Origin of the sequence: Hassallia byssoidea VB512170 (assembly GCF_000817785.2) — a bacterium.
Taxonomy (GTDB): Bacteria; Cyanobacteriota; Cyanobacteriia; order Cyanobacteriales; family Nostocaceae; genus Hassallia; species Hassallia carrinoi.
Map to the genome: position 1 here is coordinate 28,549 of NZ_JTCM02000041.1, position 26,524 is coordinate 55,072.

26 protein-coding genes, 1 tRNA gene and 1 pseudogene are annotated in these 26,524 nt (G+C 41.8%); 21 read left to right on the plus strand and 7 right to left on the minus strand.

Going from position 1 to position 26,524, the window contains the following annotated elements:
• Positions 1 to 35 precede the first annotated feature (35 nt).
• Positions 36 to 2,009, minus strand: a complete 1,974-nt coding sequence (locus tag PI95_RS18085) for a serine/threonine-protein kinase (RefSeq protein ID WP_052324861.1) — start codon at positions 2,007 to 2,009, stop codon at positions 36 to 38.
• Between the two features lie 610 nt (positions 2,010 to 2,619).
• On the opposite strand from PI95_RS18085, the gene PI95_RS18090 reads away from it, so the two are divergent.
• The gene (locus PI95_RS18090) at positions 2,620 to 3,513 is read left to right on the plus strand and encodes an SDH family Clp fold serine proteinase (protein ID WP_039742277.1); all 894 of its coding nucleotides are present in this window, start codon (positions 2,620 to 2,622) and stop codon (positions 3,511 to 3,513) included.
• Between the two features lie 30 nt (positions 3,514 to 3,543).
• Here the strand turns inward: PI95_RS18090 and PI95_RS18095 are convergent, their stop codons facing one another.
• Complete coding sequence (locus PI95_RS18095; RefSeq protein WP_039742273.1) at positions 3,544 to 4,287, minus strand: peptidoglycan-binding domain-containing protein; 744 nt, start codon at positions 4,285 to 4,287, stop codon at positions 3,544 to 3,546.
• A gap of 368 nt (positions 4,288 to 4,655) precedes the next feature.
• Between PI95_RS18095 and PI95_RS18100 the strand changes: the two genes are divergently transcribed.
• The 9 genes and pseudogenes from PI95_RS18100 to PI95_RS18140 all read left to right on the plus strand — a co-directional run bounded on the left by PI95_RS18100 (position 4,656) and on the right by PI95_RS18140 (position 13,810).
• Positions 4,656 to 6,116, plus strand: coding sequence for a hypothetical protein (locus tag PI95_RS18100; protein WP_236117098.1), 1,461 nt, complete (start codon positions 4,656 to 4,658; stop codon positions 6,114 to 6,116).
• Positions 6,117 to 6,127: 11 nt separating this feature from the next.
• Positions 6,128 to 6,304, plus strand: a complete 177-nt coding sequence (locus tag PI95_RS18105) for a histidine kinase (RefSeq protein WP_163518982.1) — start codon at positions 6,128 to 6,130, stop codon at positions 6,302 to 6,304.
• 104 nt (positions 6,305 to 6,408) lie between these two features.
• The gene (gene rimP, locus PI95_RS18110) at positions 6,409 to 6,870 is read left to right on the plus strand and encodes a ribosome maturation factor RimP (protein ID WP_039742270.1); all 462 of its coding nucleotides are present in this window, start codon (positions 6,409 to 6,411) and stop codon (positions 6,868 to 6,870) included.
• 173 nt (positions 6,871 to 7,043) lie between these two features.
• A pseudogene (gene nusA, locus PI95_RS18115) lies at positions 7,044 to 8,333 on the plus strand (transcription termination factor NusA); the annotation flags it as partial.
• A gap of 729 nt (positions 8,334 to 9,062) precedes the next feature.
• Entirely contained in the window at positions 9,063 to 9,308 is a 246-nt protein-coding gene (locus tag PI95_RS18120) for a YlxR family protein (RefSeq protein WP_163518983.1), read from the plus strand.
• A gap of 90 nt (positions 9,309 to 9,398) precedes the next feature.
• Positions 9,399 to 9,617 carry a hypothetical protein gene (locus tag PI95_RS36025; RefSeq protein WP_236117099.1) on the plus strand — a complete coding sequence of 73 codons (219 nt, stop codon included), beginning with the start codon at positions 9,399 to 9,401 and terminating at the stop codon, positions 9,615 to 9,617.
• A 139-nt stretch (positions 9,618 to 9,756) separates the two neighbouring features.
• Complete coding sequence (gene infB, locus PI95_RS18130; protein WP_039742263.1) at positions 9,757 to 12,921, plus strand: translation initiation factor IF-2; 3,165 nt, start codon at positions 9,757 to 9,759, stop codon at positions 12,919 to 12,921.
• 91 nt (positions 12,922 to 13,012) lie between these two features.
• Entirely contained in the window at positions 13,013 to 13,624 is a 612-nt protein-coding gene (locus PI95_RS18135) for a low-complexity tail membrane protein (protein WP_039742250.1), read from the plus strand.
• 6 nt (positions 13,625 to 13,630) lie between these two features.
• Positions 13,631 to 13,810, plus strand: coding sequence for a hypothetical protein (locus PI95_RS18140; protein WP_039742247.1), 180 nt, complete (start codon positions 13,631 to 13,633; stop codon positions 13,808 to 13,810).
• Between the two features lie 119 nt (positions 13,811 to 13,929).
• On the opposite strand, the gene PI95_RS18145 is transcribed toward PI95_RS18140, so the two are convergent.
• Positions 13,930 to 14,466: an alpha/beta hydrolase gene (locus PI95_RS18145; RefSeq protein WP_039742243.1), complete on the minus strand. Its 537-nt coding sequence runs from the start codon at positions 14,464 to 14,466 to the stop codon at positions 13,930 to 13,932.
• A 450-nt stretch (positions 14,467 to 14,916) separates the two neighbouring features.
• Between PI95_RS18145 and PI95_RS18150 the strand changes: the two genes are divergently transcribed.
• Together PI95_RS18150 and PI95_RS18155 are read left to right on the plus strand one after the other, a co-directional pair.
• Positions 14,917 to 16,632 carry a DUF1565 domain-containing protein gene (locus tag PI95_RS18150; RefSeq protein WP_039742240.1) on the plus strand — a complete coding sequence of 572 codons (1,716 nt, stop codon included), beginning with the start codon at positions 14,917 to 14,919 and terminating at the stop codon, positions 16,630 to 16,632.
• Positions 16,589 to 16,792: a hypothetical protein gene (locus PI95_RS18155; protein ID WP_163518984.1), complete on the plus strand. Its 204-nt coding sequence runs from the start codon at positions 16,589 to 16,591 to the stop codon at positions 16,790 to 16,792. Before PI95_RS18150 ends, PI95_RS18155 begins: the two co-directional genes overlap by 44 nt.
• Before the next feature lie 324 nt (positions 16,793 to 17,116).
• Here the strand turns inward: PI95_RS18155 and PI95_RS18160 are convergent, their stop codons facing one another.
• The gene (locus tag PI95_RS18160) at positions 17,117 to 17,386 is read right to left on the minus strand and encodes a DUF3493 domain-containing protein (RefSeq protein WP_039742237.1); all 270 of its coding nucleotides are present in this window, start codon (positions 17,384 to 17,386) and stop codon (positions 17,117 to 17,119) included.
• A 34-nt stretch (positions 17,387 to 17,420) separates the two neighbouring features.
• On the opposite strand from PI95_RS18160, the gene PI95_RS18165 reads away from it, so the two are divergent.
• Positions 17,421 to 17,492: transfer RNA gene (locus tag PI95_RS18165), tRNA-Thr, on the plus strand.
• 269 nt (positions 17,493 to 17,761) lie between these two features.
• Complete coding sequence (locus PI95_RS18170; protein ID WP_039742235.1) at positions 17,762 to 18,217, plus strand: DUF29 domain-containing protein; 456 nt, start codon at positions 17,762 to 17,764, stop codon at positions 18,215 to 18,217.
• Positions 18,218 to 18,667: 450 nt separating this feature from the next.
• Here PI95_RS18170 and PI95_RS18175 read toward each other — a convergent pair whose 3' ends face one another.
• Positions 18,668 to 19,105: a hypothetical protein gene (locus PI95_RS18175; RefSeq protein WP_039742231.1), complete on the minus strand. Its 438-nt coding sequence runs from the start codon at positions 19,103 to 19,105 to the stop codon at positions 18,668 to 18,670.
• A gap of 164 nt (positions 19,106 to 19,269) precedes the next feature.
• On the opposite strand from PI95_RS18175, the gene PI95_RS18180 reads away from it, so the two are divergent.
• The 4 genes from PI95_RS18180 (at position 19,270) to PI95_RS18195 (ending at position 20,726) form a co-directional block, all read left to right on the plus strand.
• Positions 19,270 to 19,821: a hypothetical protein gene (locus tag PI95_RS18180; RefSeq protein WP_163518985.1), complete on the plus strand. Its 552-nt coding sequence runs from the start codon at positions 19,270 to 19,272 to the stop codon at positions 19,819 to 19,821.
• An 8-nt stretch (positions 19,822 to 19,829) separates the two neighbouring features.
• Positions 19,830 to 20,141, plus strand: a complete 312-nt coding sequence (locus PI95_RS18185; RefSeq protein ID WP_039742218.1) for a hypothetical protein — start codon at positions 19,830 to 19,832, stop codon at positions 20,139 to 20,141.
• A 65-nt stretch (positions 20,142 to 20,206) separates the two neighbouring features.
• A complete protein-coding gene (locus PI95_RS18190) occupies positions 20,207 to 20,485 on the plus strand; it encodes a BrnT family toxin (protein ID WP_039742214.1) in 279 nt (92 codons plus the stop codon).
• Positions 20,448 to 20,726, plus strand: coding sequence for a BrnA antitoxin family protein (locus PI95_RS18195; RefSeq protein ID WP_039742211.1), 279 nt, complete (start codon positions 20,448 to 20,450; stop codon positions 20,724 to 20,726). The genes PI95_RS18190 and PI95_RS18195 overlap by 38 nt, the downstream gene beginning before the upstream one ends.
• Positions 20,727 to 20,730: 4 nt before the next feature.
• Here the strand turns inward: PI95_RS18195 and PI95_RS18200 are convergent, their stop codons facing one another.
• A complete protein-coding gene (locus PI95_RS18200; RefSeq protein WP_039742208.1) occupies positions 20,731 to 20,931 on the minus strand; it encodes a hypothetical protein in 201 nt (66 codons plus the stop codon).
• 247 nt (positions 20,932 to 21,178) lie between these two features.
• On the opposite strand from PI95_RS18200, the gene PI95_RS18205 reads away from it, so the two are divergent.
• From PI95_RS18205 to PI95_RS18215, 3 genes are all read left to right on the plus strand, one after another.
• Positions 21,179 to 23,386, plus strand: a complete 2,208-nt coding sequence (locus tag PI95_RS18205; protein ID WP_163518987.1) for a CHAT domain-containing protein — start codon at positions 21,179 to 21,181, stop codon at positions 23,384 to 23,386.
• A 3-nt stretch (positions 23,387 to 23,389) separates the two neighbouring features.
• Positions 23,390 to 23,767, plus strand: a complete 378-nt coding sequence (locus PI95_RS18210) for a hypothetical protein (RefSeq protein WP_039742198.1) — start codon at positions 23,390 to 23,392, stop codon at positions 23,765 to 23,767.
• Positions 23,768 to 24,416: 649 nt separating this feature from the next.
• Positions 24,417 to 25,805 (plus strand): hypothetical protein, encoded by a 1,389-nt coding sequence (locus tag PI95_RS18215; protein ID WP_039742186.1) that lies wholly within the window; start codon positions 24,417 to 24,419, stop codon positions 25,803 to 25,805.
• 114 nt (positions 25,806 to 25,919) lie between these two features.
• Here PI95_RS18215 and mutT read toward each other — a convergent pair whose 3' ends face one another.
• Positions 25,920 to 26,345 carry an 8-oxo-dGTP diphosphatase MutT gene (gene mutT / locus PI95_RS18220; RefSeq protein WP_039742183.1) on the minus strand — a complete coding sequence of 142 codons (426 nt, stop codon included), beginning with the start codon at positions 26,343 to 26,345 and terminating at the stop codon, positions 25,920 to 25,922.
• Positions 26,346 to 26,524 lie beyond the last annotated feature (179 nt).

Genomic DNA, 26,524 nt, shown 5'->3' on the forward strand with positions numbered 1-26,524 from the left:
AAAAAATAGAAAAGTGCCATACAAATCGCTCAAAGCTATCGTGTCACTCTTCTAAATGGTACAAATCCCGCTTCTTCTACCATTTTTTGTCCTTCATCGCTTAATATTATGTTGGCATAAGCAATACCTGCCTGCTCATCAAATCCAGAATCAAGTTTGATAACTACATATAGTTTGCCGTTTAATTCTTGCGGGTAATAATTTTCATGAATCAGGTTTTTATTCACAGCAGTACATTTGTCGTCAGCGCAAGGAGACACCGCAAGAGAATTCTTATCTTTAGCAATAGGTAAAACGCGCATCTCTTTTTTGTTGATAGTTTGCGAGACTGTCAGCGTAGTGATACTGCCAGGAGTTTCAGCAAGAGCTTTTATGAGTTCTGTCGGGTTAGCGAACTCTTGAACATTTGTCCCATAAGCTTGTTTCTTTAATACAGTTTCTTGAAATTTTACTAGTACATAACTTTGTTTTTGTTGCCGATTAAGTCTAAAAGGAGTAATTTTGAGATCGGGTCCACCCAACTGCTGCCAATTTGTGACTTTACCCTGAAATATATTCCGTAAATCTTCCAAAGTTAAACTTTTCAACATTTGGGAAGTTAATCCCGAATTTACACAAACAGCTTCAGCATCATAAGCAATAGGTTCTTCTCGAAGTGTAAAACCCTTATTTTTAGCTGACAATTTTGGTTCTTCTGTCATCATTAATGCAGTCTGGGCAAAACTAATTTTACCCTCAATCAACCATTTTATTCCCGTACTAGACCCAGGATTTTCTCCAGATGGAAACTTGTCCGTATGTTCTAATTTAAATTGAGGATGATATTTCTGTAGACGGGCAATTTCTAACTTATTCAATAATGAAAAAAGTGTAGAACCTCCATAGAGAACTTGTGTAAGTGCGGGAACATTTGGAACATCAGCGATGCGACGACATATTGTTAAAATCCCCCGCTTTTGACAATAATTTGTCGGCTTGTCAGGTACAATGAAAATTACTGCAAGGGCTAAAGTAGCAATTCCTGCAATAATCCACGGCAAATTAGTTATTTGTCTATTTGTGGATGTCGAGTTAAATTGCTGTTGATTGTCTCTATTATTAAATAAAGTTGTATTTTCACGTATTGTTGTTTGAGGCAAGGTTGTCTGTAGAACTGAAGTTAAATTTATTGGGCTTACCTCTTTCTTTTGAGCCTTATCAAGCAAATTTAACCATTCTATAATTGACTGGGGTCGTTCAGCAGCAAAGATTTTCATTCCTTGAAGAATGGCATTATTTGTGTAAGGACTAATTCGGGGATTTAATTGCTGTGGAGATATAAGAGGGTCTTTTCCACTTTGATTAATGTGAAAGTATCTCGTTTGGGAATCTACTGGTTTTTGTTTAGTTAACAAAAAATATAGCGTTGCAGCCAACGCATAAATATCTGTATAAGCTTCTTGCGGAGCATCTACAGAATACTGTTCAATAGGTGCAAAACATTCAGTTAAGGCTCTAGTTTTAATTTTGATATCAACTTCACGAGCAATTCCAAAATCAATTAATACTGCTTCATTGTTACTTGGTTGAATAATAATATTTGCTGGCTTCACATCTCGATGCACCAGGTTATTTTTATGAACAACCTGTAAGGCTGCACTAATTTGATGGATATAATTTAATGCTTCCTGTTGTGTTATTCCCCGAAATGCTCTATCGTTGAGATTATCACCGGGAATATATTGCATGACAATACATTCTAGTCCTGACTCGGAAAAAAAATCGTATATTTGCACAATATGAGGATGAGAACATCGACTTAAACATCGTGCTTCGTGATAAAAATCTTGCTGTAATTTCTCAAAGTATGCTTGAGCTTTTAATTCTGGATTGAGAGTTTTGATTACAACGTCTCGACTCAATTTTGTATCTAAAACCCAGTATGCTATACCAAAGCCTCCTTTTCCCAGAATTTTTCTAATAATATATCGACTATCTTTTAGTTGATGTCCTGGTGCCCAATTACTCATTATCTTCTCCTGAGTTTAAGCCTACCTTTTTGAACTTATACTGTGCAAATTCGCCTTTTCAAAACACCCAAATTTTTCTGGTGCTGTTGAAGCGCGATCGCTTTTTTAACTTCATGTTATTTAAATCACAAATTATCCCACACACAAACGCCCGTACAGCGGCTTCATGTGCAGTAGTGATTTACTATTAGACATAGCCGATACACGAAAAAATATTTTATCTTTTTTCAGGGATAATACTAGACTGGTAGTATAAAAATATAGCAGATTTTTTGAAAGTTTTATAAATAATAGGACTTACGCAACGGTTTGTATAAAGATATAATCGCTTTTCATAATTTGTTAGCTGATATAATTTATAATTCTGACTTTCCCTGCATTGCCTCCAATCAGCGTTTTGGATGAATGCGGGCGCTAGTTGCAAAACTGCAATCCTGTCAGTTTTAACCCTTCAGATAGACTCGCGATTTGCAAAATATTGTCAGAATAATGACGACAACGCCTATTTTTGCAGTCAATCCTTAGCTGACACGTTTTTACTTGCATAAAGTAAGCAGCTGGAATGTCTGCCAAGATTGTGCTGTAAATTTTGAAGTTGAAAATTTGAATTATGGGCTTTGGTATCGGAGATTTATTCTGGATTTTCCTGCTTTTGTCTTCCCTGCAACCTATCTGGCAAAGACGTCAGATTGAATATCGTCGGGTGAGTTCTCTCCAACAATTCCAGCAAGAACGCAAAAGCCGAGTGATATTGCTGATTCACCGTCAAGAGTCTATCAGCTTATTAGGAATTCCTATTTCGCGCTACATTACCATCGAAGACTCAGAACAGATACTGCGGGCAATTCGTCTCACCCCCCCAGATGTCCCCATTGACTTAATTTTGCACACTCCAGGCGGTTTGGTTTTAGCAACCGAACAAATCGCTAGAGCCTTAATTCGCCATCCGGCAAAAGTAACTGTTTTTGTACCTCATTATGCCATGAGTGGCGGTACAATGCTTGCTCTGGCTGCTGATGAAATCGTCATGGATGCTAACGCTGTTTTGGGACCAGTCGATCCGCAATTAGGTAACTTTCCGGCTGCGAGTATCATCAAAGTTGTGGAAGATAAACCCATCGGTGAAATTGACGACCAAACCCTGATTATGGCGGATTTGTCACGCAAAGCAATCCAGCAAGTGCAGCGATTTGTCAGGACTCTACTGAAAGACAATATTCCCACACAGAAAGTTCAGCCAGAAAATATCGAATCTATCATTGATGCCTTGACTACAGGACGCGTCACCCACGATTATCCGATCACAGTTGAAGAAGCTACAGAAATGGGGCTGCCCATAACAGTCGGACTGCCCCGTTCAATTTACGATCTCATGGATATGTATCCGCAACCACAAGGCGGACGCCCCAGCGTGCAATACATACCCATGCCTTACAGCGATCGCCGCCCAATTCTACCCGTGCCTAAAGGCAGACCCTTAGAAGAACCCACTCAGATGAAATGAGCTAATAATGTCATCATTTTTTGCTTGTACCTAAGGTGTTGGTGAAGCTGTTGGTGAAGGCACCACCTCAGGTAAAGTTGTCGGTGTCGCCGTTGGTGTCGCCGTTGGTGTCGCCGTTGGTGTCGCCGTTGGTGTCGCCGTTGGTGTCGCCGTTGGTGTCGCCGTTGGTGTTGGCGTAGTTCTTGTTCTTGGTCTGGTTGTCGGTCTGGTTGTCGGTCTTGTAGTTGGTCTGGTTGTCGGTGTCGCTGTTGGGGTTGGTGAAGATGTCGGCGCAGGACTTGGCTGAGTACTCGGCTGACCTCCGCTTGTCTTTGCTTCTTCGTTCAATCTCTGGCGAAATGCTAGATCGGCAATTCCAGTTTCTTGTAACTGAAATCTTTTTTGAGCTTCTTTAACCGCTGCTTCCGTCCGCGAACCATAAAACTGATCGCGGGGTAGAGGATTTTTAGGCTTCAATACTGCATTCAAGTTTGCCTGTAAAATTTGAATTATATTCGCGGCAAAATCTTGAGTTTTTGGTCCTGCTATGCCATCAGCTGGTGTTAATTTGTACCCTGTTTGAAATTCACGAATTGCTTTTTTAGTTTTCGCATCCGTTAAGGGTGTATTTGTTAAGTCAACGCTATAGCCCAATCCCCGCAATACTGCACGGAATTGTTGTGGACTATAATTACGTTGGCGAGCAGCACTAGCTGTATCTGAAATTACTACACTAGCTGTTATCAGGCAGACAACAGCAACAGGAATGCTTGATTTTCCAAACCCACACCACATGGTTGAAACTCCTTTTGATTAAATCAGCTATATATTCGGGTCAATAGCTGATCTTTAGTTTATTTAACCTCATTATTAATTATTTTTGATTAAATTAAGTTATATCTAAATAAAATTAGGTGGATACTATAAATAAATTTTTGTCATCTTTCTGTAGACTGATTTTAAATTAAAAGTGGATATATACTGAAAACAGCATAAAGCACATAAATTAGAGATGTCATAGGACTGCCGCAAAACTAAAGTTTTGTAGAGGCAATAGCCTTCGGCTACATGAATTGCCCCTACGTAAATTCAAGCTTTGATGACGAAGGAAGTGCGTAAGTCCTATGTCATAAGGAACATTTCTAAAATCCACTTATCAGCGAATGGCTCAAATAAACTTGGACAAGCGGCGAAACCTATGGTTTGAGCGCTTAATGGCAATTATTGCTTTGATTAATTTATGCATTTGTTTGTTTGATTTAAGTTATATTCCTTGGCGGGATTTCTACTTGCGAAAAGTTCCCCAAATTACCAAGGTTTATGACAAAGTAAAAGGTATTGAACCGCATCGAGAAACAGAAAACTATCTAGCAAATGTCAAGTTACTAGAAGAACAGGTAAGCCAAACAGGGTTAAAATCCTCAGAAAGTGCAACCCAACTTGAAGAATTGCGGCGTCTTAGCACTGAGATGATAGACGGTAATCCTTTTGCGGCAGTAAATAAGGGTGGGACGCTGGAAAAAATCAAAAATAGAATGCGCGATCGCACATCTGTAAAATCTGCGAAACAAGCGTTTGACACTTTTTGGAGTCAAGCTTATTTAACTGAAAATGGGTGGAATCAAGAAATTGCTTTTTTCAACCAGAAAATTCAACCTTTAATCGCTACAGACTACTACCGCACAATTGGCGAAAACGGTGAATTTACTGATAATTTTTGGCGAATAGATTTACCATTTGTGATTTTTTTTGCTTTAGAATTACTGGCGCGGACTTTTTACATCAGACGGCGCAATCCAGGTTTTAGCTGGTTAGATGCAGTTTTATGGCGCTGGTATGATTTATTTTTGCTGATTCCATTTTGGCGATGGTTGCGAATAATACCTGTGTTAGTTCGCCTCGATAAAGCGCATTTATTGAATCTACAACCAGTAAGAAAGCAAATTAATCAAGGAGTTGTCGCCAATTTTGCCGAAGAACTCACAGAAATTGTCATAGTTAGGTTAATTAACCAGATTCAAGGATCGATAAAGCAGGGAGAGTTAACGCGCTGGCTATTGCAAAAAGAGAATCATTCTGAGTATGTAGATATTAATAATATTAATGAAGTGGAAGCGATCGCAGGTATCTTTATCAAAGCGATCGTTTATGAAGTGCTACCCAAAATCCAACCAGAGATAGTTGCCATATTGCATCACAATATAGATGGTGCCTTCAATCAATCCCCCATCTATCGCAACCTGCACAACCTCCCCGGAGTAGCACAGATGCAGGCTCAACTGAGCGAACAATTATCAACTCAAATCGCCACAAACCTTTACAACGCTTTAGTTAGCGCCGTCGAAGATCCAGTAGCCGCAAAACTTTCGAGTCAATTACTGGAACGCTTTAGCGAAGCCTTGGGAGTGGAAATGCAGAAAAAACAAGTACTTTCAGAAATTCAAAGCTTAGTGTTTGACTTTTTGGAAGAAGTCAAGATTAACTACGTCCAACGCTTATCCCGCGAGGATATAGCGCAAATTATCCAACAAACTCGACAAATGCGATCGCAAACATCAGTCACCACAGTTGTGACTAAAAGCTCTGCTTTACTACAAACTAGGAATAAGGCAAGTGGTGAGTAGGAGAGGGGGGGATGGGGAGACAAGGGGACAAGGAGGACAAGGAGGACAAGGAGGACAAGGAGGACAAAAATAACTATTACCCATTACCCATTACCCATTACCCATTACCCATTCCCCCATTACCCACTCCCCACTCCCCACTCCCCATTATTAATTTCTCACTTCTCCCCCCAAAAGAAATGCGCTAAACTCAATTTAGGTCGAACCATTTTTGGTTCGGCACAATACTTCTTGGAAGATATCCTTATCGCAGGAAGTGGGTCAATGCCCACTTTTTTTATTGAATTATTGCATGACTCATCCCTTAGTCCCACAAATTATTGATTTGGCGACACCAGTAGCAGAAGAACTGGGATTGGAAGTCGTTGGGGTAGTTTTTCATACTAACCAACGTCCGCCAGTGTTGCGGGTAGATATCCGCAATCCCCAACAGGACACTGGATTGAATGATTGTGAGCGGATGAGCCGTGCTTTAGAAGCCTCCTTAGATGGATCGGATATCATTCCAGATGCTTACGTTTTAGAGGTGTCAAGTCCTGGTATTTCGCGGCAACTGACAACCGACAGGGAATACCTGTCGTTCAAAGGATTTCCTGTAATTGTCTTTACTTCCCAACCCTACGACGGACAGCAAGAGTGGATTGGTCAGTTGATTCGCCGGGATGAAATATCAGTTTACTTAAACCAAAAAGGTCGTGTAATCGAAATTCCTCGCACTCTCATAAGTAGGGTGCAGTTGAATGAGAGCAGATAAAAGTTAGGAGTTAGGAGTTAGGAGTTAGGAGTTAGGAGTTAGGAGTTAGGAGTTAAAAGTTAAGAGTTAAGTTTTGAGTTCTTTTAAAACTCCTAACTCATAACTTACAACTCCTAACTCCGTTCTCCTAATTTATGCTGGGTGTCTGCATAATAATTAAAGGAGATAAATTTATGTCTACAGTTAAATTAACGGGATTAAAAGATTTAATCGAAAATATCAGTCGCGAACGGAATTTACCGCGTCTGGCAGTTCAATCAGCTATCAGAGAAGCACTACTAAAAGGTTACGAACGTTATCGCCGTGCCCAAAATTTAGAGCGAAGACAATTTGATGAAGAGTACTTTAATAATTTTGAAGTAGAACTTGATGTTGACGAACAAGGATTTCGCGTTCTTTCCACTAAAAGCATTGTTGAACAAGTTAGCAATTCCGATCATCAAATTTCTTTAAAAGAAGTTCAAGAAGTAGCTCCGGAAGCACAATTAGGTGACTCTGTGGTGCTAGATGTTACCCCTGATAAAGAAGAATTTGGTCGCATGGCGGCGATGCAAACCAAGCAAGTTTTAGCGCAAAAACTGCGAGATCAGCAGCGCCAGTTGGTGCAAGAAGAATTTCAAGACTTAGAAGGAACTGTGCTGCAAGCAAGAGTACTGCGCTTTGAAAGACAGTCAGTGATTATGGCAGTTGTCAGTGGCTTCGGTCAACCAGAGGTAGAAGCTGAATTACCCAAGCGCGAACAATTGCCCAACGATAATTACCGAGCAAATGCTACATTTAAGGTATATCTGAAAAAGGTTTCTCAAGGACAGCAACGCGGACCGCAGTTACTAGTTTCCAGAGCAGATGCTGGTTTAGTAGTATATTTGTTTGCTAACGAAGTGCCGGAAATTGAAGATGAAGTTGTGCGAATTGTTGCTGTAGCCAGAGAAGCTAATCCGCCTTCGCGTTACGTCGGACCGCGAACTAAAATTGCTGTTGATACTTTAGATCGCGATGTCGATCCAGTTGGTGCTTGTATTGGAGCGCGAGGATCGCGAATTCAAGTGGTGGTCAATGAATTGCGCGGGGAAAAAATCGATGTGATTCGTTGGTCGCCAGATCCCGCAACTTACATTGCTAACGGCTTGAGTCCCGCACGAGTCGATGAAGTACGCCTCATGGATCCCGAAAGTCGCCAAACTCACGTTTTAGTAGCTGAAGATCAACTTAGTTTAGCTATTGGTAAAGAAGGACAAAACGTCCGTTTAGCTGCTCGTCTGACTGGCTGGAAAATTGACATCAAAGACAAAGCGAAGTATGACCCCGCAGCAGAAGATGCAAAATTTGTCGCTGTCCGAGCAAAACATCAACAAGAAGAAGATGAAAGGGAGTTTGAGGAACTCGAAAAAATAGAGCAACTACAGCTAGACCAAGCAGATGAGTACGAGGAATTAGAAACATACGACGAGTATCAAGATGAGCAAGATGAGCAAGATGAGCAAGATGAGCAAGATGAAGAAATAGAAGCATGTCAAAACAAGTTAGAAACAGTTATGAAGTCAGTTGAGAATTTTCCATCTGACTTAAAAGTAGCTTTGCAAAATTTCATAGAAGAAAGATCGCAATTAGCAGACGATTTTAGACAATTGTTGCTGAAAAGTTCTTTAAGTTCACTAAAACAGCTTTTAGAACGCCTAGCCGATTTAGCTGTGGCTTCTGATACACCTTTTGCTATAACCAAACTTACTAACGCTTTAGGAATAAAAGGTGCTACATTTCAAAGCATCTTGTCTTTATTGGTAGTTTGAGTATTCCTTCATATATCCGCTCACTTTTTAATCGTTTGTTGGCTTGAGCAATAGCCAAACCCAACAAACGAGCTTTTTGAAAAATAAAAAAGCGATGCCGAGTACGGCAACGCTTCTCTTCTCCCAAAGGGAGACGCTGCGCTCTTTTAGAGGCACGCGGCTACGCGATCGCCCTACGATCCTAAATCGTTGCATCGGTTGACCTTGGCATCCGCAAGCTATAAATATTCTTAAATGTTGCAAAACAGCAACAAACCGGGTAAAAATACAAATAACTTAATAAACCTTAATTTATCATGAAGCCAGTTGATAAAGGTTTAATGAAGAACGTAACAAAATGTAAAAATTAGTACTGAGGAGTTATTTCAGAAAAAATACTGCCTTGAAAGAAAGAGAAACAAGATGAAAAAGAATTACCGACGTTGTATCAGTTGCCGCCAAGTCAAATTAAAAGAAGAGTTTTGGCGGATTGTCCGCGTCTTTCCATCTAGACAGGTACAATTAAATGAGGGCATGGGGCGTTCTGCCTACATTTGTCCGCAAGCGAGCTGCCTTTGTGCTGCTCAAAAAAAAAATAGATTAGGGCGATCGCTACATGCATCAGTGCCAGAAGCACTGTATCAAACATTGTGGCAACGTTTAGCCTAAAGCCATACCTACTAATATTCGGGGTTTGGGGGTAATCACTCAGACAATTGTACTGACAGCCGTACTAATACGCTATCATCACATTCTGACTTGATTGCTTGGGTTAATGCCAAAATAGTAAATGGGTGTAGGCAGGGCAGCTTGCTCGCTTCTCAACTTTATTGCAGAGCGGCTAAGCAACATTCCCAAAAGTTTTACTCGATTGTGTTGTGGAATCAGAATCAGCAAAACAAAAAAAAACAATATGGCAACCTGGTAGCGCGATCGCGTGGCATCAACCATCCTTGGGTGGAAAGATGCCAACAGTAAACCGAAACATCTCTCTTTCCTGATTGGAGGCACCGGCAAAATCGTATCTGGGCAACCTAAACACAGCAGTCAAAGGATGGAGATGTCGCACTTTCAGGCAGCCATCCGCTAAAACTGTAATCTTATTGGGGAAGAGTGGATGAACAACGGCAAAGTGAGAATTTACGAATTATCAAAGGAATTGAATTTGGATAACAAAGAGCTACTAGCAATTTGCGACCAGCTCGATATTGCGGTCAAAAGCCATAGCAGTACAATTTCGGAAACAGAGGCAGAACAAATCCGGACAGCAGCGGAAAAACTCGCAGCGACGAATGTAATGCCAAAAAAAGAACTTACAACCAGTCATAAAGCAAATTCACCACAAATTGGTGGACCTTCCCGACCAACCGCACCCCACAAACAACAAATTTTGGAAATTCGCAAACCCAAAATATTGAGAAACACTACCTCCAACGCCCAAGAGGCGTCAGTTGCTATTAGTACAGAATTTGCTTCTTCTGAGGCTAATCCTCCTTCACCTCCACGACCCTTCGCCACACCAGTCTCATCATCAATGAAGCCGACGGCACCAACTCGACCAATACCCAAAAATCAGTCTGAGACCCCACAAAAACCTTTTGTGACTGAAGGCGAGCAAACGCTCGATCGTACTCCAACACCAGAAAAAACAGCCGCAGAAAAACCGGAAAAACCGCCGAGACCAAAACCGGAAAAACCGCCGAGACCGCAACTAGCAGCGCCACCCGCAAGACCACTTGCGGAAACAGCGACTTCTACAGATGGACAGCCTCTGGTGGAAGTGGGAGAGCCGATTGAAGCGCGATCGCTGACTCAAACACAAAAACCGATCCTGAAGCGCGATCGCGATCAGGTAAAACCGAAAATCGCCAGACCAACAAGCGACCAGCCCGCACCAGATGCACCCCGTCCAGCAGGACGACCCACTCCCGCACCAGCCAGACCCGAGCAAAAAGGTAATAGACAAGGCACGCCAACACCCTCAGGAGATCCGCAACGACCCACAAGACCGGTACGTCCAAGTGAAAAGCCAGTCGCAGCCTCACTGCCAGTGGCAACTCCACCAAGAGGGCTTGCGGGCGTTTCCGCAAAACAAGACCTTCCGGATGACGATCCCGTAGCACCCGATTTGCTCGGCCTCAAACGCCCCACACCACCTCGCCTACTCAAAGGTGGTAAAAAGTGGCAAGAAGAGGAAATTATTGACGAAGTTAAAGAAAAAGCAGGCAAGCAAGTCACCAAAGGCAAGCGAGTTAAGCCGATCCTGGATGATGAATTTGAAGAAGACTTGCTTGATGATGAAGATTCAGATTCACTAGCAACCGTTCAGGTCAGCCTTTCGATCGCTCGTCCTCCCAAACCCAAGGCAAGCCGACCTTCCTCACCTACAGTAGCTCCAACAACTAGCATCCCAACTGCTAAAGGTAGTAAAAAATCCAGCAGCCGCGATCGCGATCGCGATCGCGATCAAAAAGGCGGACGGCAGCAAGAGCAAAAGCGCGAACGTCCAGAAAAACTGGTAGTAACAGGTCCCATGACCGTGCAAGAACTGTCTGAAGCCTTAGCAATTGCCGATACAGAGATTGTGAAAATCCTGTTCATGAAAGGCATGGCGGTAAGCATCACCCAAAACCTGGATATTCCCACCATTACCCTAATCGCAACCGAGCTAGAAGTACCAGTCGAAACCGCCGAACTAGAATCCGAGGCAATCAAAGTCACGGAAATGATCGATGCCGAAGACTTGGAAAACCTCGTGCGCCGTCCGCCAGTCGTGACAATTATGGGTCACGTAGACCACGGCAAAACTACCCTGCTCGACTCGATTCGCAAAACCAAAGTGGCAGCCGGGGAAGCTGGTGGTATTACCCAACACATCGGTGCTTACCACGTCGATGTGGAACATGAAGGCAAGATGCAGCAAATCGTCTTCCTTGACACCCCCGGTCACGAAGCTTTTACAGCTATGCGGGCGCGGGGAGCGCGGGTGACAGACATTGCTGTGTTAGTAGTAGCTGCGGATGATGGCGTTCGTCCCCAAACCATTGAAGCTATTAGACATGCCCAAGCCGCTGAAGTGCCAATTGTCGTAGCAATTAACAAAATTGACAAAGAAGGGGCACAGCCAGAGCGGGTGAAACAAGAACTCACCCAGTATGGTTTAACCGCAGAAGATTGGGGCGGTGACACAATCATGGTTCCCGTCAGCGCCATTAAGGGCGAAAACCTAGATACGCTCTTAGAAATGATTTTGATTGTCGATGAGGTAGGCGAACTCTCTGCCAATCCAAATCGGACTGCAAAAGGAACTGTGATTGAAGCTCATCTGGATAAAGCAAAGGGAGCAGTTGCGACTTTGTTAATTCAGAATGGTACTCTCCACGTCGGCGATATGCTCGTAGCTGGCTCTGCCTTTGGTAAAGTTAGAGCAATGGTCGATGACAGAGGAGCCAGAGTTGAAGTTGCAAGTCCAAGTTTTGCCGTCGAGGTGTTGGGTCTAAGTGATGTGCCAGCAGCAGGCGACGAGTTCGAGGTTTTCGAGAACGAAAAACAAGCACGCGCACTCGCCTCAGACCGGGCAGACAAACAACGCGCCTCCCGTCTATTACAGGGACGCGTCACCCTGACAACCCTTTCCGCTCAGGCACAAGAAGGCGAGTTGAAAGAACTCAACTTGATTCTCAAAGGAGACGTACAAGGTTCTGTAGAAGCGATTGTGGGATCGCTCAAACAAATCCCGCAAAACGAAGTGCAAATTCGCATGTTATTGGCTACTGCTGGGGAAATCACCGAGACAGATATTGACTTGGCTGCCGCCAGTAACGCCGTAATCATTGGCTTCAATACCACCTTCGCCAGTGGTGCCAGACAAGCCGCCGATGAAGCTGGTGTGGATGTAAGAGAATACAACATCATCTACAAACTTCTAGAAGACATCCAGGCAGCCCTGGAAGGTCTATTAGAGCCAGAATTGGTGGAAGAACACTTGGGGATCACCGAAGTGCGTGCCGTCTTCCCAGTGGGACGCGGTGCGGTTGCTGGTTGTTACGTGCAATCTGGCAAGCTAGTTCGCAACTGCAAAATCCGAGTGCGTCGTAATAACAAAGTCATTTATGAAGGTGTTCTTGACTCCCTGAAACGGATGAAAGATGACGTTAAGGAAGTGAATGCTGGCTATGAATGCGGTATCGGCGTTGATAAATTCAACGACTGGGCTGAAAGTGACAGCATCGAATCCTACCAAATGGTGACGAAACGCCGCACTTTGACTCCGACAAGATAAGGCACTAGTGCAAAATAGCTATGAGTTAGGAGTTATGAGTTATGGGTTTTCAACTCCTAACTCTCAACTCATAACTCCTAACTCTTTTACTATGTCCTCATTTCGCTCTGAACCTATTTTGTGGATTCACATCGCTGGATTGGCAACGCTGCCGATTTTTTTGCCGCTGTGTTTATTGTTTTTGGCAGTAGGCGATCGCTCACTACCAACCTGGCTAGAACTACTTATAGTTGCGGCAATTGGCATTCTACCGCTGTTGTGGATGCAGTTACGCCGCCCTTTTTATACATTTGCCCTTCTGGGAGTAGCCCTCAAGCCAGAAATCCTCTCAGAACCCCAGCGTAAAATTCTCTGTTTAGTTAATACAAAATTAAATCGCCTGCTAGCAGTTGCAGGAGCTGTATTATCAGTTTTGATATTGCTGCTGCTTTACCAAGCAACTCCGCTGGTAGCAAACATTGCTCGGCTTTTACCTCAATGGAGAGGTTTAGCATTGCTGCTTGCTGGTTTATTTTTTTTAGCGAGTAATTTATTTTTGCAAATTCCCCTGAGTGTCGCAGGAGTTTTGGTGACGAAGGAAACAGAATTTGCAGCTTTAGAACCGTTATCTTTAGAAAAGATTAAGCAGGATTTTACAATTTTAGGGGTGCGGGTTAATCAAATCTTGCCCCAGTTGACTGGCAAAGTTAAAACTGAGGAATGAGTAATTATGGCTCGAATTGAAAATAAGAGTGATGCGGAAATTTGGAATAATCTTATATCGGCGATCGCCGCAAGTTCCGGCTTCCAAAGCTGGCAACTAGAACACGATGCTCAATTACAAAAGCTTAGGCTCGAGCAACAAGTACAGCGCTATTTGCGGGAAACTTTAGAAACTTTAGCTTACTAAGTAGCTAAGTATAAATGACGAGAAAAAATAATCCGAATAGCTGATTGCTAATATCACAAAGGCAATTGGCTATTTGGCGCTAGGATAAATATAAGTTGGTTTTATTACCAAAAAAGTACTTAAAAACCGAAAATATCTTGTAGATTTCCCTGCAAGCGACGAAGTTGACGGTAGGCACTTTCTAAGCGATCGCCTTCAACTTCTATCTCCGGAGTGGGATAATTTTGAATAACTTCTATCAGTGTAATTTGCCTATCTTTACTGGCAGAAACTACCAAAGCCGCACGTAAAGCTTGTTTGTCTGCTTTACGCGATCGCGTATGAATAACCTGAGTAAGTTGATCTAAAATCACATTACCAATCCGGCTATTTAGTACCTTATCTAAAATCACCGGGTTAATTTTCACAGGTTCAGTTAAGTACTGACGAATTGCTTGAGGGTTTTGTCTAGCCAAAGCTAAATTCACTCTTAAGGAAGTTGACAGTTTACCAGTTTGGGCAAAAGTAGACAACTCCTCTACCGAAACTGATTCTCGGAAGATGCGATACTTCAACACCACCGATTCCGCAGCAAAAGCAGGAACACCGGAAAGTATAAAATAAATACTTATTACTAAAACTAACCCACGATACACAGACAAAAACTGGCAACGCATTTCCCCACATTTCCCCAAGCTTGGCTGTGCTTTTAACGATAATTGCTTTTTATTAGTTGCAACATCTTCCTCACGTCATACCATTTGACTTGAGATTTGCAACAAATCGACAGCAAACGTATATTTTTATTACAAAAATATTAAATTATTAGTTTTTTAGATAATAAACTTAAACATTAAAACCTCAATAAAAAGTATTAGAAAGTACAATAGCTTTTAATCACAGCCCAAAAACACTACTTTAAGAGGCTTTTTGGTCAAACTTAAATTCAGCTTGACAGTTTTAAAAGTGTAACATACAACAGCATTAGCGTTGATTTTTATTCAAGAATTTGGCTGATAAGGTGCTGTTATTCCGGTATAGTTTTGCATGGGTTTTACAGCTACATGGCTGCTATCGACACCTCTTTCAACTTACCTTAATTCACTCAAATCACAGATATAAAAAAGATGAAACGTCAGGGTTTTCACAAGCCTCAATCGAAAACTTTTCGCCTTCTTTCTAGCAGTCACCCTAGATATACTCTACCCTTGCGAGCAGGACTAAGCGCCTTGATACTGGTTTGTGCTGGGTCAATGCGATCGCTTGGTCAAGTAAATGCTGGTGCTACCCTCTCTGAAGGTATTACTCCAACTCTAACCGCGCAAGTTCCTGCAACAGCAACAGCAACAGCAATTTACGTTAACCCAGCGACCGGGACAGACAGCGCTGCTAGCAATTCTGAAGCAACACCCTATAAAACTATCACCTTCGCCCTCAGCAAGGCTCAACCAGGTACCGTCATTCAACTTGCTGGTGGTACTTATAACAGTGAAAGTGGCGAAAAATTCCCACTATTCATTCAACAAGGTGTGACACTGCGCGGTGATGATGCCAGCAAAGGTCAGGCGATATTAATTACAGGTAGTGGTTCATATACTAGTCGCACCTTTGCCGCGCAAAACATGACAATTCGTGCTGACAAAGATTCTACCATCACTGGCGTTACAGTCACCAACCCCAATCAACGCGGTACTGGTGTGTGGGTTGAATCGACTAATCCCACAATTACAAACAGTACATTTGTCAACAGTGGAAGAGAAGGTATTTTCGTTACGGGTACAGGTAATCCTAAAATTGAAAATAACGTCTTTACTGAAAACAAGGGCAATGGGGTTTCCGTCGCTAAATCTGCCACAGGTGAAATTCGCAATAACTTGTTTCAATCAACTGGTTTTGGTATTGCAGTTAGCGATTTGGCAACTCCTTTAATTACTGATAATCAAATTATCCAAAACTATGGCGGCATTGTTGTCACTGGTAGCGCCAAACCGATGCTGCGTAACAACGTAATTCAGGATAACCGAGATCACGGATTAGTTGCGCTTCAGAAATCTTCACCAGACTTGGGAACTCAGGAAAATCCTGGTAAAAATCTGATTCGCAATAACGGTAAAAAAGACCCTAAAAAGCTTTTTGACGTATTAAATGCAACCACTCAAAATACAATAGTCGCTGTTGGTAATGATATTGACCCTACCCGAATTTCTGGCAAGGTAGATTTTGTTGCTGCCAGCGTTGAACCCCCCGCAGGTGGTCAAACTGCTTTCAAAGATGTACCTGCGGGTTATTGGGCAAAAGGATACATTGAAGCTTTAGCCTCTGCGAATATTATTGCGGGCTTCCCCGATGGCAGTTTTAGACCGAATGAACCTGTAACACGCGCTCAATTTGCTACTATCGTCAATAAAGCTTTATCGCCAGCAAGCAAACGCCCAGGTATTGACTTTAAGGATCTGCAAAGCAATTTCTGGGCTTACGCAGCAATTCAATCTGCTTACCAGGGTCAATATGTCTCTGGCTATCCCGACGGTACGTTTAAACCACAGCAGCAAATTCCTAGAGTGCAGGTGTTAGTATCCTTAGCCAACGGTCTGGGTTTAAATGCTGAGACTCAAAATGCTCTGGGTTTCTATACTGATGCGGCACAGATTCCCAAATATGCTACAGGTTCTGTTGCTGCGGCAACTTCCAGGAAATTGGTAATTAATTATCCTACCGTTAAGCAACTAAATCCAAATCGTGAGGCAACTAGGGCAGAAGTTGCTGCTTTTGTTTACCAAGCGCTAGTTAGTGCTGGACGTGCTCAAGCTATTCCCTCACCTTATTTGGTGCAAACTCCGTAATCAGGAGACAAGGGGACAAGGGGACAAGGGGGACAAGGGGGACAAGGGGGACAAGGGGGAGTTTGTCTCCTCGGCTTCCTTGTCTCCCCCCTCTCCCTTGTCTTCCTTGTCTCCCCCCTCTCCCCATCCCCCTTGCATAAATCAAAGCGCCAAGGCTTAACAATTGTTAGGTCTTGGCGCTTTAAATATTTTGAGTTTTTTAACTTTGGGGTCTTTAAAATTTGGTTGACCCCACTGAAATTTATGGTTTGATATTCAGGGTCTTTATATTGGCTGACCCCGTTTGAAGTATTATTAGTTTCTACTGAAAATCTCAAGTTTTCAGATTTCCTAATAATTTCTTAATTTTTTCTGTATATATGTTTCTGATTATAGAATTATGTTAAGTTAGTTAACTAAATAAGACATCTGTCACCAGATATAAAAGGTAAATCTTGCAAAAAGGGAGAATTTCTCCCGTAATTCCGCTATTCGTTCTACTTATTTATGAGCGCTTTTGCCTACGCTGTTCCCATCGCCAAAGCAATACCATTAAGGTAACGACTCCTACCTGAAGTGCTAAGTTAGGCAAAGCGCTATCAACATCGCGTCCAGCAAGCAGTTGGGAAAAAAAGACGATCGCGCCGATGAAACCAGAAGCACCGCAAGCAATATATATAAATTGCCGCAAGCCGCGATAGGGGGCTGCCATTTCTGCTTTTAGACGGGCGTATTGTTCTGGGTTAACGCGATTTTTAGGATTTTGTTGTACCATGACCTTATTAATGCTATGATTTAGAATCGCTTTTGCCGATGTGGCTCAGTGGTAGAGCACTCGATTCGTAATCGAGCGGTCACGGGTTCAAATCCCGTCATCGGCTTTAATCAAAGTATTGTTGAATAGTTAAAGTTTTACATATTCTTGTTGTACAGTGACAGATTAATATAGTTGTGATACAGGTAGCTATTATATTAATAGCGCTTTCGCCCTGGTCTAAATTGTTATTATATAGTTACCCTGTTACTTGCTCGCATCTCAAGTTTCACTTGGAATACGCCCAAACGCAATCTATTTAGATAAGTAACAAGCATAGTCAGAGCGGGATTAAATTAAGTTTACTGCTTGGATTTTGGGAGGTTGAAAAATCAGATGACAGCGCCTCAACCAACAGTCTTTACATCTCATCTTTACGAGCAAGATTTTTATCTGTGGATAGAGACGACGGCTAAACAATTAAAAGAAGGCAGATTTTCTGAAGTTGATTTAGAAAATCTTATCGAAGAGATTGAATGCATGGGGAGAAGTGAAAAAAAGGCAATAAAAAGTAATTTGATAGTTGTCTTAATTCATTTGTTAAAATATAAATATCAGCCAGAAAAACGCTTCTTAAGTTGGAAAGGAAGTATTAGAGAACATCGTCGGAGGCTCAAAGAAGCTTTTGTAGATAGTCCTAGTTTAAAATTATATTTCCAGGAAGTTTTGCCACAGTGTTATCAAGATGCAAGAAAGCAAGCTAGTGATGAAACTGGTTTATCGCTTGATACTTTTGGGGTAGATCCGTTTACTGCGGATGAATGTTTAGATGAAGAGTTTTTACCTGATTAGTTAAGTTCTGAGGCTTTGGGTGCTTCATATAATACTTTTTAAACATCCTCTTGGCGTTTTCTGTAAGCAAAAAGCCATATTGCTTTCTCAAAATGCTTGATTGCTTTCTCATTTCAGTAGATTCAGCAAGCAAACTGGAGTTTGCTTTTTCGTTAATCAAAAAGAAGAACCCCACCCCGCCGTTGACTTACGTCAACGTCTCCCCTCCCCGCAGGCGGGGAGGGGTTGGGGAGCCACTGCGTTGCGCGGGTTCCCAAGCCAGCCGCGTGCGGTGAGTCCACTCGGCGGTGTCGGTTTCCGTCCCGTCGAAGTGGCGAACCCGAAGGGAGGTTCCCTCCGTTGAGCGGACTGGCGTCGCGTTGTAGCAAGTGGCGTGGTGGGGTTTTGGGGGAATGAGTGCAAGAGGTCTACTGATTTAACACCCCTACTCCCATTTTCAAGTCAGGTGGATTATTGCAGCAAAGGAGTTGTGCCATTACCGTTAGTTGACGCATTGGCAATTGCAGCTTGAGTAGGTTGAGTAGTAAGAACCGCTACAACTGGAGTAACTTTTGAACTAGATTGTTTACTTCGTTTTCGATTAGAGCCGCCAGCCTTGGAATACTCTATACTGTTTCTGCCGTAGACAGTTGCAACTCCACTTAGCATTCGTTCAGACATTTCGGAGAGGGCTTTATCCATCTGGATTATTGTTTTACGCGATTCTTCAAGATTGGACACCAGCGTATTATGAGCTTCTAGTACAGCACGGGTAGTGTTGATTAGGTGGTTGTAGGCTTCAATGGTTAACCCATGTCCTAAATCCAGACTTTCATCAATGGATTTAAGCAAGGCGAGACGAAGTTGGGCTTTGTCAACAGCAGCAGAACCACGAGTTCTTAAAGACATGAGATATCCTTTTTTTTAATAATTCCTTTTTCAACATAGTGGAATATCCTTTTGCCTGAGATGGGTAGTTTTGTGGATTTATTTCATTAAAAGTTCAACGAAATAATTACGAGGTTGCCTGTGTTTTTACTCATTTTTCATATCGATTTGTTGTTTTAGAATAAGTGCAATCAGCAACAGTAATCGCCGAAATGACAATTGCAAACGTCAAATCGATAAATGCGACTGCCGAAATCACAATTGCGATCGCCAAATCGATAAATGCAACTGCCGAAATCACAATTGCGATCGCCAAATCGATAAATGCGACTACCGAAATCACAAATGCAGTCGCCAAATCGATTCAGGCGACTGCCGAAATCACAATTGCGATCGCCAAATCGATAAATGCAACTGCCGAAATCACAATTGCGATCGCCAAATCGATTCAGGCGATCGCCAAAATCACAATTGCGATCGCCAAATCGATTCAGGCGACTGCCGAAATCACAATTGCGATCGCCAAATCGATTCAGGCGACTGCCGAAATCACAATTGCGATCGCCAAATCGATTCAGGCGACTACCGAAATCACAATTGCGATCGCCAAATCGATTCAGGCGACTGCCGAAATCACAATTGCGTTCACTGAAATAACAATTGCGATCGCCGAAATAATAATTGCAGTCACAAAATCGCTTGACTATGAAAGTAAAATGAAATTATCCTTCACCTGAGCTACATCATGGTTGTCCCAGAACTCGAACAACAACTCCTTCAGCTTTCACCTGACGATAAATTGTATATTATCCAACTCCTGGCACAAAGCCTGACTACACACAATAACAACACCCAGCCTGTGCAAACAAGCAAAATCTCAGAATTATTCCGTCAATCCACCGTGGCTGAATTACCCGAAAAATTTGACTTTACTCGATTACTAAAAACCCTCATTGAGTCCCTACAACCAGCAACTCCAACCGAAATAACAGAATATCCCCTGCCTCAATTTTATGGATGTATCCAAGATGAAACCTTATCAGGTTCTTATCTCTAACACCAAGCGTATTGGGATATAATGCGGGATAATAGAGACAGTTTAATTACCGTGTCTAAATTTTCATGCAGTTTGAGTGGGATGAGGCGAAAAATTTAGAGAATATTCGCAAACATGAGATTGATTTCGCCGATATTCCTGAGATGTTTGCAAGTCCAATGCTAATTGAGTTAGATGATCGTTTTGATTACGGTGAAGACCGTTGGTTCGGTATAGGTTTCCTCGGTAACGGTGTAGTGGTTGTAGTTTGGACAGAACGCAAAAATAATCTGATTCGGATCATTTCAGCACGAAGGGCAAATCGGTATGAACGACAAAGACTTGAGCAATACCTCTGGTACTAACTGGACAGCACTGGAGTCTATGAACGATGAAGAAATTGATTACTCTGACATTCCACCATTGACACAAGAGTTTTTTGAGAAGGCTACTCTCAGAATTCCCGCACCTCAAGCACAGCAATTGGTACAGATTGAACCAGATATATTAAAGTGGTTTCAAGCTCAAAGCGGAGAATATAAAGCCTTAATCAACACTGTTTTACGTCGTTACATCGAAAACTGCGACGAACAGACAGCAGTATAATAATTCAAAATTCAATATCGATAAATGCAAACGCCGAAATCACAATTGCGTTCGCAAAATCTATAATTGCGATCGCCAAAATCACAATTGCGATCGCCAAAATCACAATTGCGATCGCCGAAATCACAATTGCAATCGCCAAAATCACAATTGCAATCGCCAAAATCACAATTGCGTTCGCTGAAATAGCTTTTGCGTTCGCCAAATCGATTCAGGCGATCGCCAAAATCACAATTGCAATCGCCGAAATCACAATTGCGTTCGCTGAAATAGCTTTTGCGATCGCCAAATCGATTCAGGCGAACCCCAAATCAATAAATGCGAACCCCAAATCAATAAATGCGAACCCCAAATCAACAAAGAGGATCTAAAACTTTTTACACCTCATTTTTCAGAAATTGAGGATAATATCGTTGAAGCTTCATCAAGATGCGTCTAACTCACACCTGCTCATGAACGAACAGCGTTTACAGGCTTATAATCAGCTAATTCAAACCCTGCTAAGTTGCCCTAGCGGGGAAGAATCAGAGATATTAGCAGCGAATACAGAATTGCTAGATGCTGACTTTGTGCAGGTTGTAGTAGCAGCAGCAGAGTATTTTGCCCAGCAGGGAGAGGAAAATACTGCCGAGTGGTTGAGAAACTTAGCAACATATCTCACTACCCCAAAAACTACCCCCATCACTCAAGAAGATATAGACACTTACGGGCAACTTTTACTAGAAATACTGCAAGCAACAGCAGAAAGCAACGGCGATGCTGAAGTAATTTACCCATTGCTGGTAGCAAATACCGATAAACTTAATGATATTTTTGCTGAATTATTGCGTCGTTGGGCAACAAATATCTTAGCAGAGGCAGAAGCAGATACAGCAACATCCATCGCCGCAGTGATTGTTACTTTTAGTAATCGGATTCAGCAGTTCCCCTTGGGTAGCAAAGCCAACAACATGGAAATTGCGATCGCTGGCTACGAAATCGCCCTAACTGTTTACACCCGCAGTGCCTTTCCTGTTGATTGGGCAACGACGCAAAATAATCTGGGGATTGCTTACGGTGACAGAATATTAGGAGAACGAGCCGAGAATATTGAAAGTGCGATCGAGGCTTATACTGAAGCACTGTCTGTATTAACCCGCAGTGCCTTTCCCCAAAACAATGCAGTAACTTTGTTAAATCTCGGCAGATTATACCAAGACGAAAAACAATTTGATTTAGCTTACAATACCTTTGTTTCTGCCATTGCTACAGTCGAAGCTTTGCGCGGAGATATTATTTCCGGCGAAGAAGCCAAGCGTAAACAAGCAGAAGAATGGAATCAACTTTATAGATGTATGGTGGAAGTTTGCCTAGCATTGGCAAGAGACACCGAAGCAATAGAATATATTGAACGTAGCAAAACCCAAAATTTAGTAGAACTGTTAACCAAAGCAGCATTAACAACTCCAGAAAATTTGCCTTTGGTTGGTAGCAGTATCCAATTTGGAGAAATTCAAAACCTCTTAGACAACAAAACTGCAATCATCGAATGGTATCTTTTTTATGATTGTTTTCGCGCTTTCATTATCACCAGCAACAACAAGCCAGCTATCTGGCATTCTAGTCAACAAGACTTAGATGCTTTAATCGATTGGAAAAAGGAATATCTAGATGACTACTACAACCCGGAAGACGAAAATAAAATCCAATGGCAGAATCAGCTAGAAGAACGCCTGAAAAAGTTAGCAGAAATTCTGCATATTGAGGAAATATTAGACCAAATACCCAAACAATACGAGAGATTAATCCTCATTCCTCATCGCTACCTACACCTGTTTCCTCTCCATGCTTTACCTGTCAAGGAATCATACTTAATTGACTTATTCTCCAACGGCGTAGGCTATGCACCCAGTTGTCAACTTCTGCAAAAAGTCCAACTGCGTCAACGTCCTAATTTTGAATCTTTATTTGCCATCCAAAACCCCACTGAAGATTTATACGAAAAAGATTTAGGAGCAGTTGCAGCCATCAAGAAACAGTTTACTGAACGTGAGATTTTGAAGCAAGACCAAGCTAACAAGTCAGCAATTCTGCTCGGCATTAATGAAAATATTCACAATGTCACATTACATGAAAAATTGCTGAAAGCTAACTGTGCTTTTTTCTTCTGTCATGGATACTTTAACTTTGCTTCTCCCCAAGATTCTGGTTTACAGTTAGCTGATGGAAACCTGACTTTAGCAGATATCATTACTCACTTCAAACTAGAAAACTGTCGCCTAGTCACTCTCTCTGCTTGCGAAACTGGTGTTACAGATTCCACAAGCACGAGTGATGAATACATTGGTTTACCCAGTGGATTTTTGTTAGCTGGTAGCACCAATGTAGTCAGTAGCCTTTGGACTGTCAGTGCTACAGCTACAGCATTATTGATGATGAAATTTTACGAAGAACTACAGCAGCAAAGTAATATTGTATTAGCTTTAAATACAGCACAACGTTGGTTAAGGGATACCACAGTCAAAGGCTTTCAAAATTGGCTGATTAACTCCTCATTAAGTTGGGGTTGCAAAATATATTTAAATAAATACTTTGCTGCTAATCATGAAAATGCCTTAACCAAACCATTTGAATCACCTTTTTATTGGGCTGCTTTTTGTAATATAGGTAAAGGAGTTTAGAAAATGTCAATTTCTAGAAATAGCATCGAAGCTTTTATTCAAGTGCTTGACTCTCAATCAAATTTGATTCCGACTCAAGACTGGAATGAATTGCAGCAACTATCGAGTCAGTTACCAGAAGACAATGAGGAAATTGTAGAAATCTTAGAAAATTGGTTGCAATCAGAATCCCGTAATCAAGTTCTAGAAGCTTACAAGCAAAACCTAGAATCAATCACTGATAAATTACCTATTAATGTCAGTGCAAACATAGGAATCGCTAATAGTAAATCACAGACTCCAGTCAATCAACCTAGTGAATCATCAAAGGAACTTGTAGATAACGCCATAAAAAACAACTCTCCTTTGTCTGACGATAAAAAACCACAACCAAAACCATGAAAAAATTATTACCCCCCTTAATCCCACGCCACTTGCTACAACGGAGGGAACCTCCCTTCGGGTTCGCCACTTCGACGGGACGGAAACCGACACCGCCGAGTGGACTCACCGCAACGCAGTGGCTCCCCTTATAAAGGGGGGAAACAATAAAATTAATCCCTCCAATATATTGAGGGGAAACAATAAAATCCAGTTCCCTCCCCTTTATAAGGCTACGGTGTACACACAAGTCGAAAATTTTCATGCTGAACCTATTCCCGCCTAGAACTAAAGTTCCAGGCTAATAGCGAAAGTCCACTCAAGTGGACTAGATTGAATTTTTTGTTGAGTCCTCTTTAGAGGACTTGCGCTATGAGACTCGGAATTTATTCCGAGGCAGGACGACATATACAATGCGCCAAGATTTGTGTGTACACGGTAGCCTTTATAAGGGGAGGGTTAGGGATTCACAAAGAATAGACAAAAATGAGACGGTTCCTTGTTTTGAAATATTCATGGGGCATCACAGACAATCTAGGTAGAAGGCTGTCCATTTTTGTCCACCTTCATTCCAAGGGTGGGGTAAAAAAAATTTTATACATCAATCATGACTTTTCAAACATCCTCTTAACCCAAGCTACAATTTACAATAAAAATCTTAGCCAAAATAGTGAAGAATTTCAGCCTCAGCCTCTATGCTTTTCATCTTTGCCACACCCTAACTGAACTTCCCGGTGAAGTTGTGACAGATGCTAATCTCTTGTGGGAAAATCTGGTGAAAGTGGGTGAAAGTTCGCTAACTTTTGTTGGGTTGAAAGATTTACGCTCAAAATTAATTTGTTATCAAAATGGTAAATACGAACCCAAGCGGGAAATAGGAAGAATACCAGAACGGTTAATTGATGCTCAAGATTTAGATTTGGGTAGTCTCCCCACAACAGAAGGCTTTAAAATTAATGCTAATCTTCAGCCTTTTTTGCTTAACGACACCTACGCAGTTGATTTAACTCTGTTTCCAGAATCACCAAACATTTCCATAGACATACCACAACTGCAACATTTTAAATTAAGTTCCCTACTACCATCTAATATTCAAGCATCTTTAGGACAAACATTATCGATTTATGGAGAAGTCGATCCAAATGAAGATTGTGATACACTAGCTAAAAAATTAGCCATAGCCTTAGTAGCTGGCACAAATTTAAATCCTATACGATCGCAACAAGGAGAACTGTTTGGTAGTCTTTTATTTGAATACCAAGCACTTGACCCCGATGAACCAGATAATCCTGCCAAACAATGCCATATTTTAATAGTCATTAATAATAGTCAAGCTGCAACAGCAACACTTGCAGCAGAAGCATATAACTGGTTGCTAAATTTACTATGTAGCTACCATAAAATACTTTACATTTATCAACTAGCGCGTCAACGCTACCGAGACGCGAGAACAATTTATAGTAATTTAGAAAAGAAAATCCAAAAATTTAACAGCCTGATATTTGAAAATCAAACACAATTATCTGGCTTAAAAAGCTTAATGAGAGAAATACCCCAAAAAAACTTTGATTACATCAGATGCTTGCAAGATTTACAAACACACCACACAGCAATTACTACTAATATTACTAATTACAGAATATGTTTAGAGAAGATTCAAACTATTGGTAGTGGAAAAAGTCCCCAATCCTGGCAAGATTTTATTAATAAAGACTGTAAAAAATGGCAAGAACAAATACAAACAGATATTAACTATCTGACTCCAGGTCAAGAATTGTTTGGACAATTTGTTGATACAATTCGCGGTATAGTAGAAATAAAACAAACTGAGAGCGATCGCTCTTTAGAAAACAAAATCCAAGAAATAGGTATAGCCTTTGGTGGCGGTGCAATAGTTTCCGGTGTCGTCACCCAACACATAGATAAACCCTTCACAGAGATAAATTTCAAGTACCCAATTCATCCCCTAGTATTATCTTTGCTGTGGAGTTTTCTAGCTACAGCTGCTTGTTTTTTGCTGGCGCAGTTGTGGTTGTTTACTAAACGTAAGTGGGGTTAGGATAAGTTATCTTACTCACGCAATATCAACAGTAGGAACTATTTTGTTTGCGATCGCACCTCAGCTTTAGACTAGAAAGCACTGGTACGAACAAAACCCACAATTAATTAAGCTTTAAGGATGAGAGCGATCGCTTTCACGTAAAGCTGCAATAATTTGAATATTAGCCTGAGGAAAAGCAAAGCGATCGAGTTCATCCAAATTCACCCAGCGAATTTCATCGCACTCCAGCGGTTGAGGAATACCCGTAAGATGGCGGCAATGATGTACAGTCAGGGTGACGCGCAAGTGGGTATACGTATGATCGATAGTGATCAGATGTTTTCCTACTTCAATAAGTATTCCCAATTCTTCGTTAATTTCCCGTTTGATACACTCTTCGACGGTTTCACCTTTCTCGATTTTACCTCCAGGAAATTCCCACAAACCGCCCATTGCGCCTTCAGGACGACGGCGATCGATTAATATTTGCCCTTGATCGTTTGATATTACGGCAACACCAATGATTTTGTGAGGTGGTGGGGAAATAGTTTCACTCATGGTTTTTAGTTAGTAGTTAGTAGTTAGTAGTTAGTAGAAGCGTTGTTAGTAGTTAGTAGTTAGTAGTTAGTAGTTAGTAGTTATATCATGTCCGGGTAATTAGTTATGATTCCCAAAGTCAAAAGAACCCCACCCCTTAATCCCCTCCCCGCTTGCGGGGAGGGGAGACAAAGCATCGC

Bases quoted from the DNA above. Each gene is read 5' to 3' on its own strand.
- PI95_RS18105 (WP_163518982.1), top strand. From the start codon at position 6,128: ATGGGGAGACAAGGGGACAAGGAGGACAAGGAGGACAAGGAGGACAAG.
- PI95_RS18085 (WP_052324861.1), bottom strand. From the start codon at position 2,009: ATGAGTAATTGGGCACCAGGACATCAACTAAAAGATAGTCGATATATT.
- rimP (WP_039742270.1), top strand. From the start codon at position 6,409: ATGACTCATCCCTTAGTCCCACAAATTATTGATTTGGCGACACCAGTA.
- PI95_RS18195 (WP_039742211.1), top strand. From the start codon at position 20,448: ATGAACGACAAAGACTTGAGCAATACCTCTGGTACTAACTGGACAGCA.
- PI95_RS18175 (WP_039742231.1), bottom strand. From the start codon at position 19,105: ATGTCTTTAAGAACTCGTGGTTCTGCTGCTGTTGACAAAGCCCAACTT.
- PI95_RS18170 (WP_039742235.1), top strand. From the start codon at position 17,762: ATGACAGCGCCTCAACCAACAGTCTTTACATCTCATCTTTACGAGCAA.
- PI95_RS18100 (WP_236117098.1), top strand. From the start codon at position 4,656: ATGGCTCAAATAAACTTGGACAAGCGGCGAAACCTATGGTTTGAGCGC.
- PI95_RS18120 (WP_163518983.1), top strand. From the start codon at position 9,063: ATGAAAAAGAATTACCGACGTTGTATCAGTTGCCGCCAAGTCAAATTA.
- PI95_RS18210 (WP_039742198.1), top strand. From the start codon at position 23,390: ATGTCAATTTCTAGAAATAGCATCGAAGCTTTTATTCAAGTGCTTGAC.
- PI95_RS18205 (WP_163518987.1), top strand. From the start codon at position 21,179: ATGAACGAACAGCGTTTACAGGCTTATAATCAGCTAATTCAAACCCTG.
- PI95_RS18135 (WP_039742250.1), top strand. From the start codon at position 13,013: ATGTCCTCATTTCGCTCTGAACCTATTTTGTGGATTCACATCGCTGGA.
- PI95_RS18190 (WP_039742214.1), top strand. From the start codon at position 20,207: ATGCAGTTTGAGTGGGATGAGGCGAAAAATTTAGAGAATATTCGCAAA.
- PI95_RS18145 (WP_039742243.1), bottom strand. From the start codon at position 14,466: ATGCGTTGCCAGTTTTTGTCTGTGTATCGTGGGTTAGTTTTAGTAATA.
- mutT (WP_039742183.1), bottom strand. From the start codon at position 26,345: ATGAGTGAAACTATTTCCCCACCACCTCACAAAATCATTGGTGTTGCC.
- PI95_RS18185 (WP_039742218.1), top strand. From the start codon at position 19,830: ATGGTTGTCCCAGAACTCGAACAACAACTCCTTCAGCTTTCACCTGAC.
- PI95_RS18140 (WP_039742247.1), top strand. From the start codon at position 13,631: ATGGCTCGAATTGAAAATAAGAGTGATGCGGAAATTTGGAATAATCTT.
- PI95_RS18095 (WP_039742273.1), bottom strand. From the start codon at position 4,287: ATGTGGTGTGGGTTTGGAAAATCAAGCATTCCTGTTGCTGTTGTCTGC.
- PI95_RS18150 (WP_039742240.1), top strand. From the start codon at position 14,917: ATGAAACGTCAGGGTTTTCACAAGCCTCAATCGAAAACTTTTCGCCTT.
- infB (WP_039742263.1), top strand. From the start codon at position 9,757: ATGAACAACGGCAAAGTGAGAATTTACGAATTATCAAAGGAATTGAAT.
- PI95_RS18090 (WP_039742277.1), top strand. From the start codon at position 2,620: ATGGGCTTTGGTATCGGAGATTTATTCTGGATTTTCCTGCTTTTGTCT.
- PI95_RS18160 (WP_039742237.1), bottom strand. From the start codon at position 17,386: ATGGTACAACAAAATCCTAAAAATCGCGTTAACCCAGAACAATACGCC.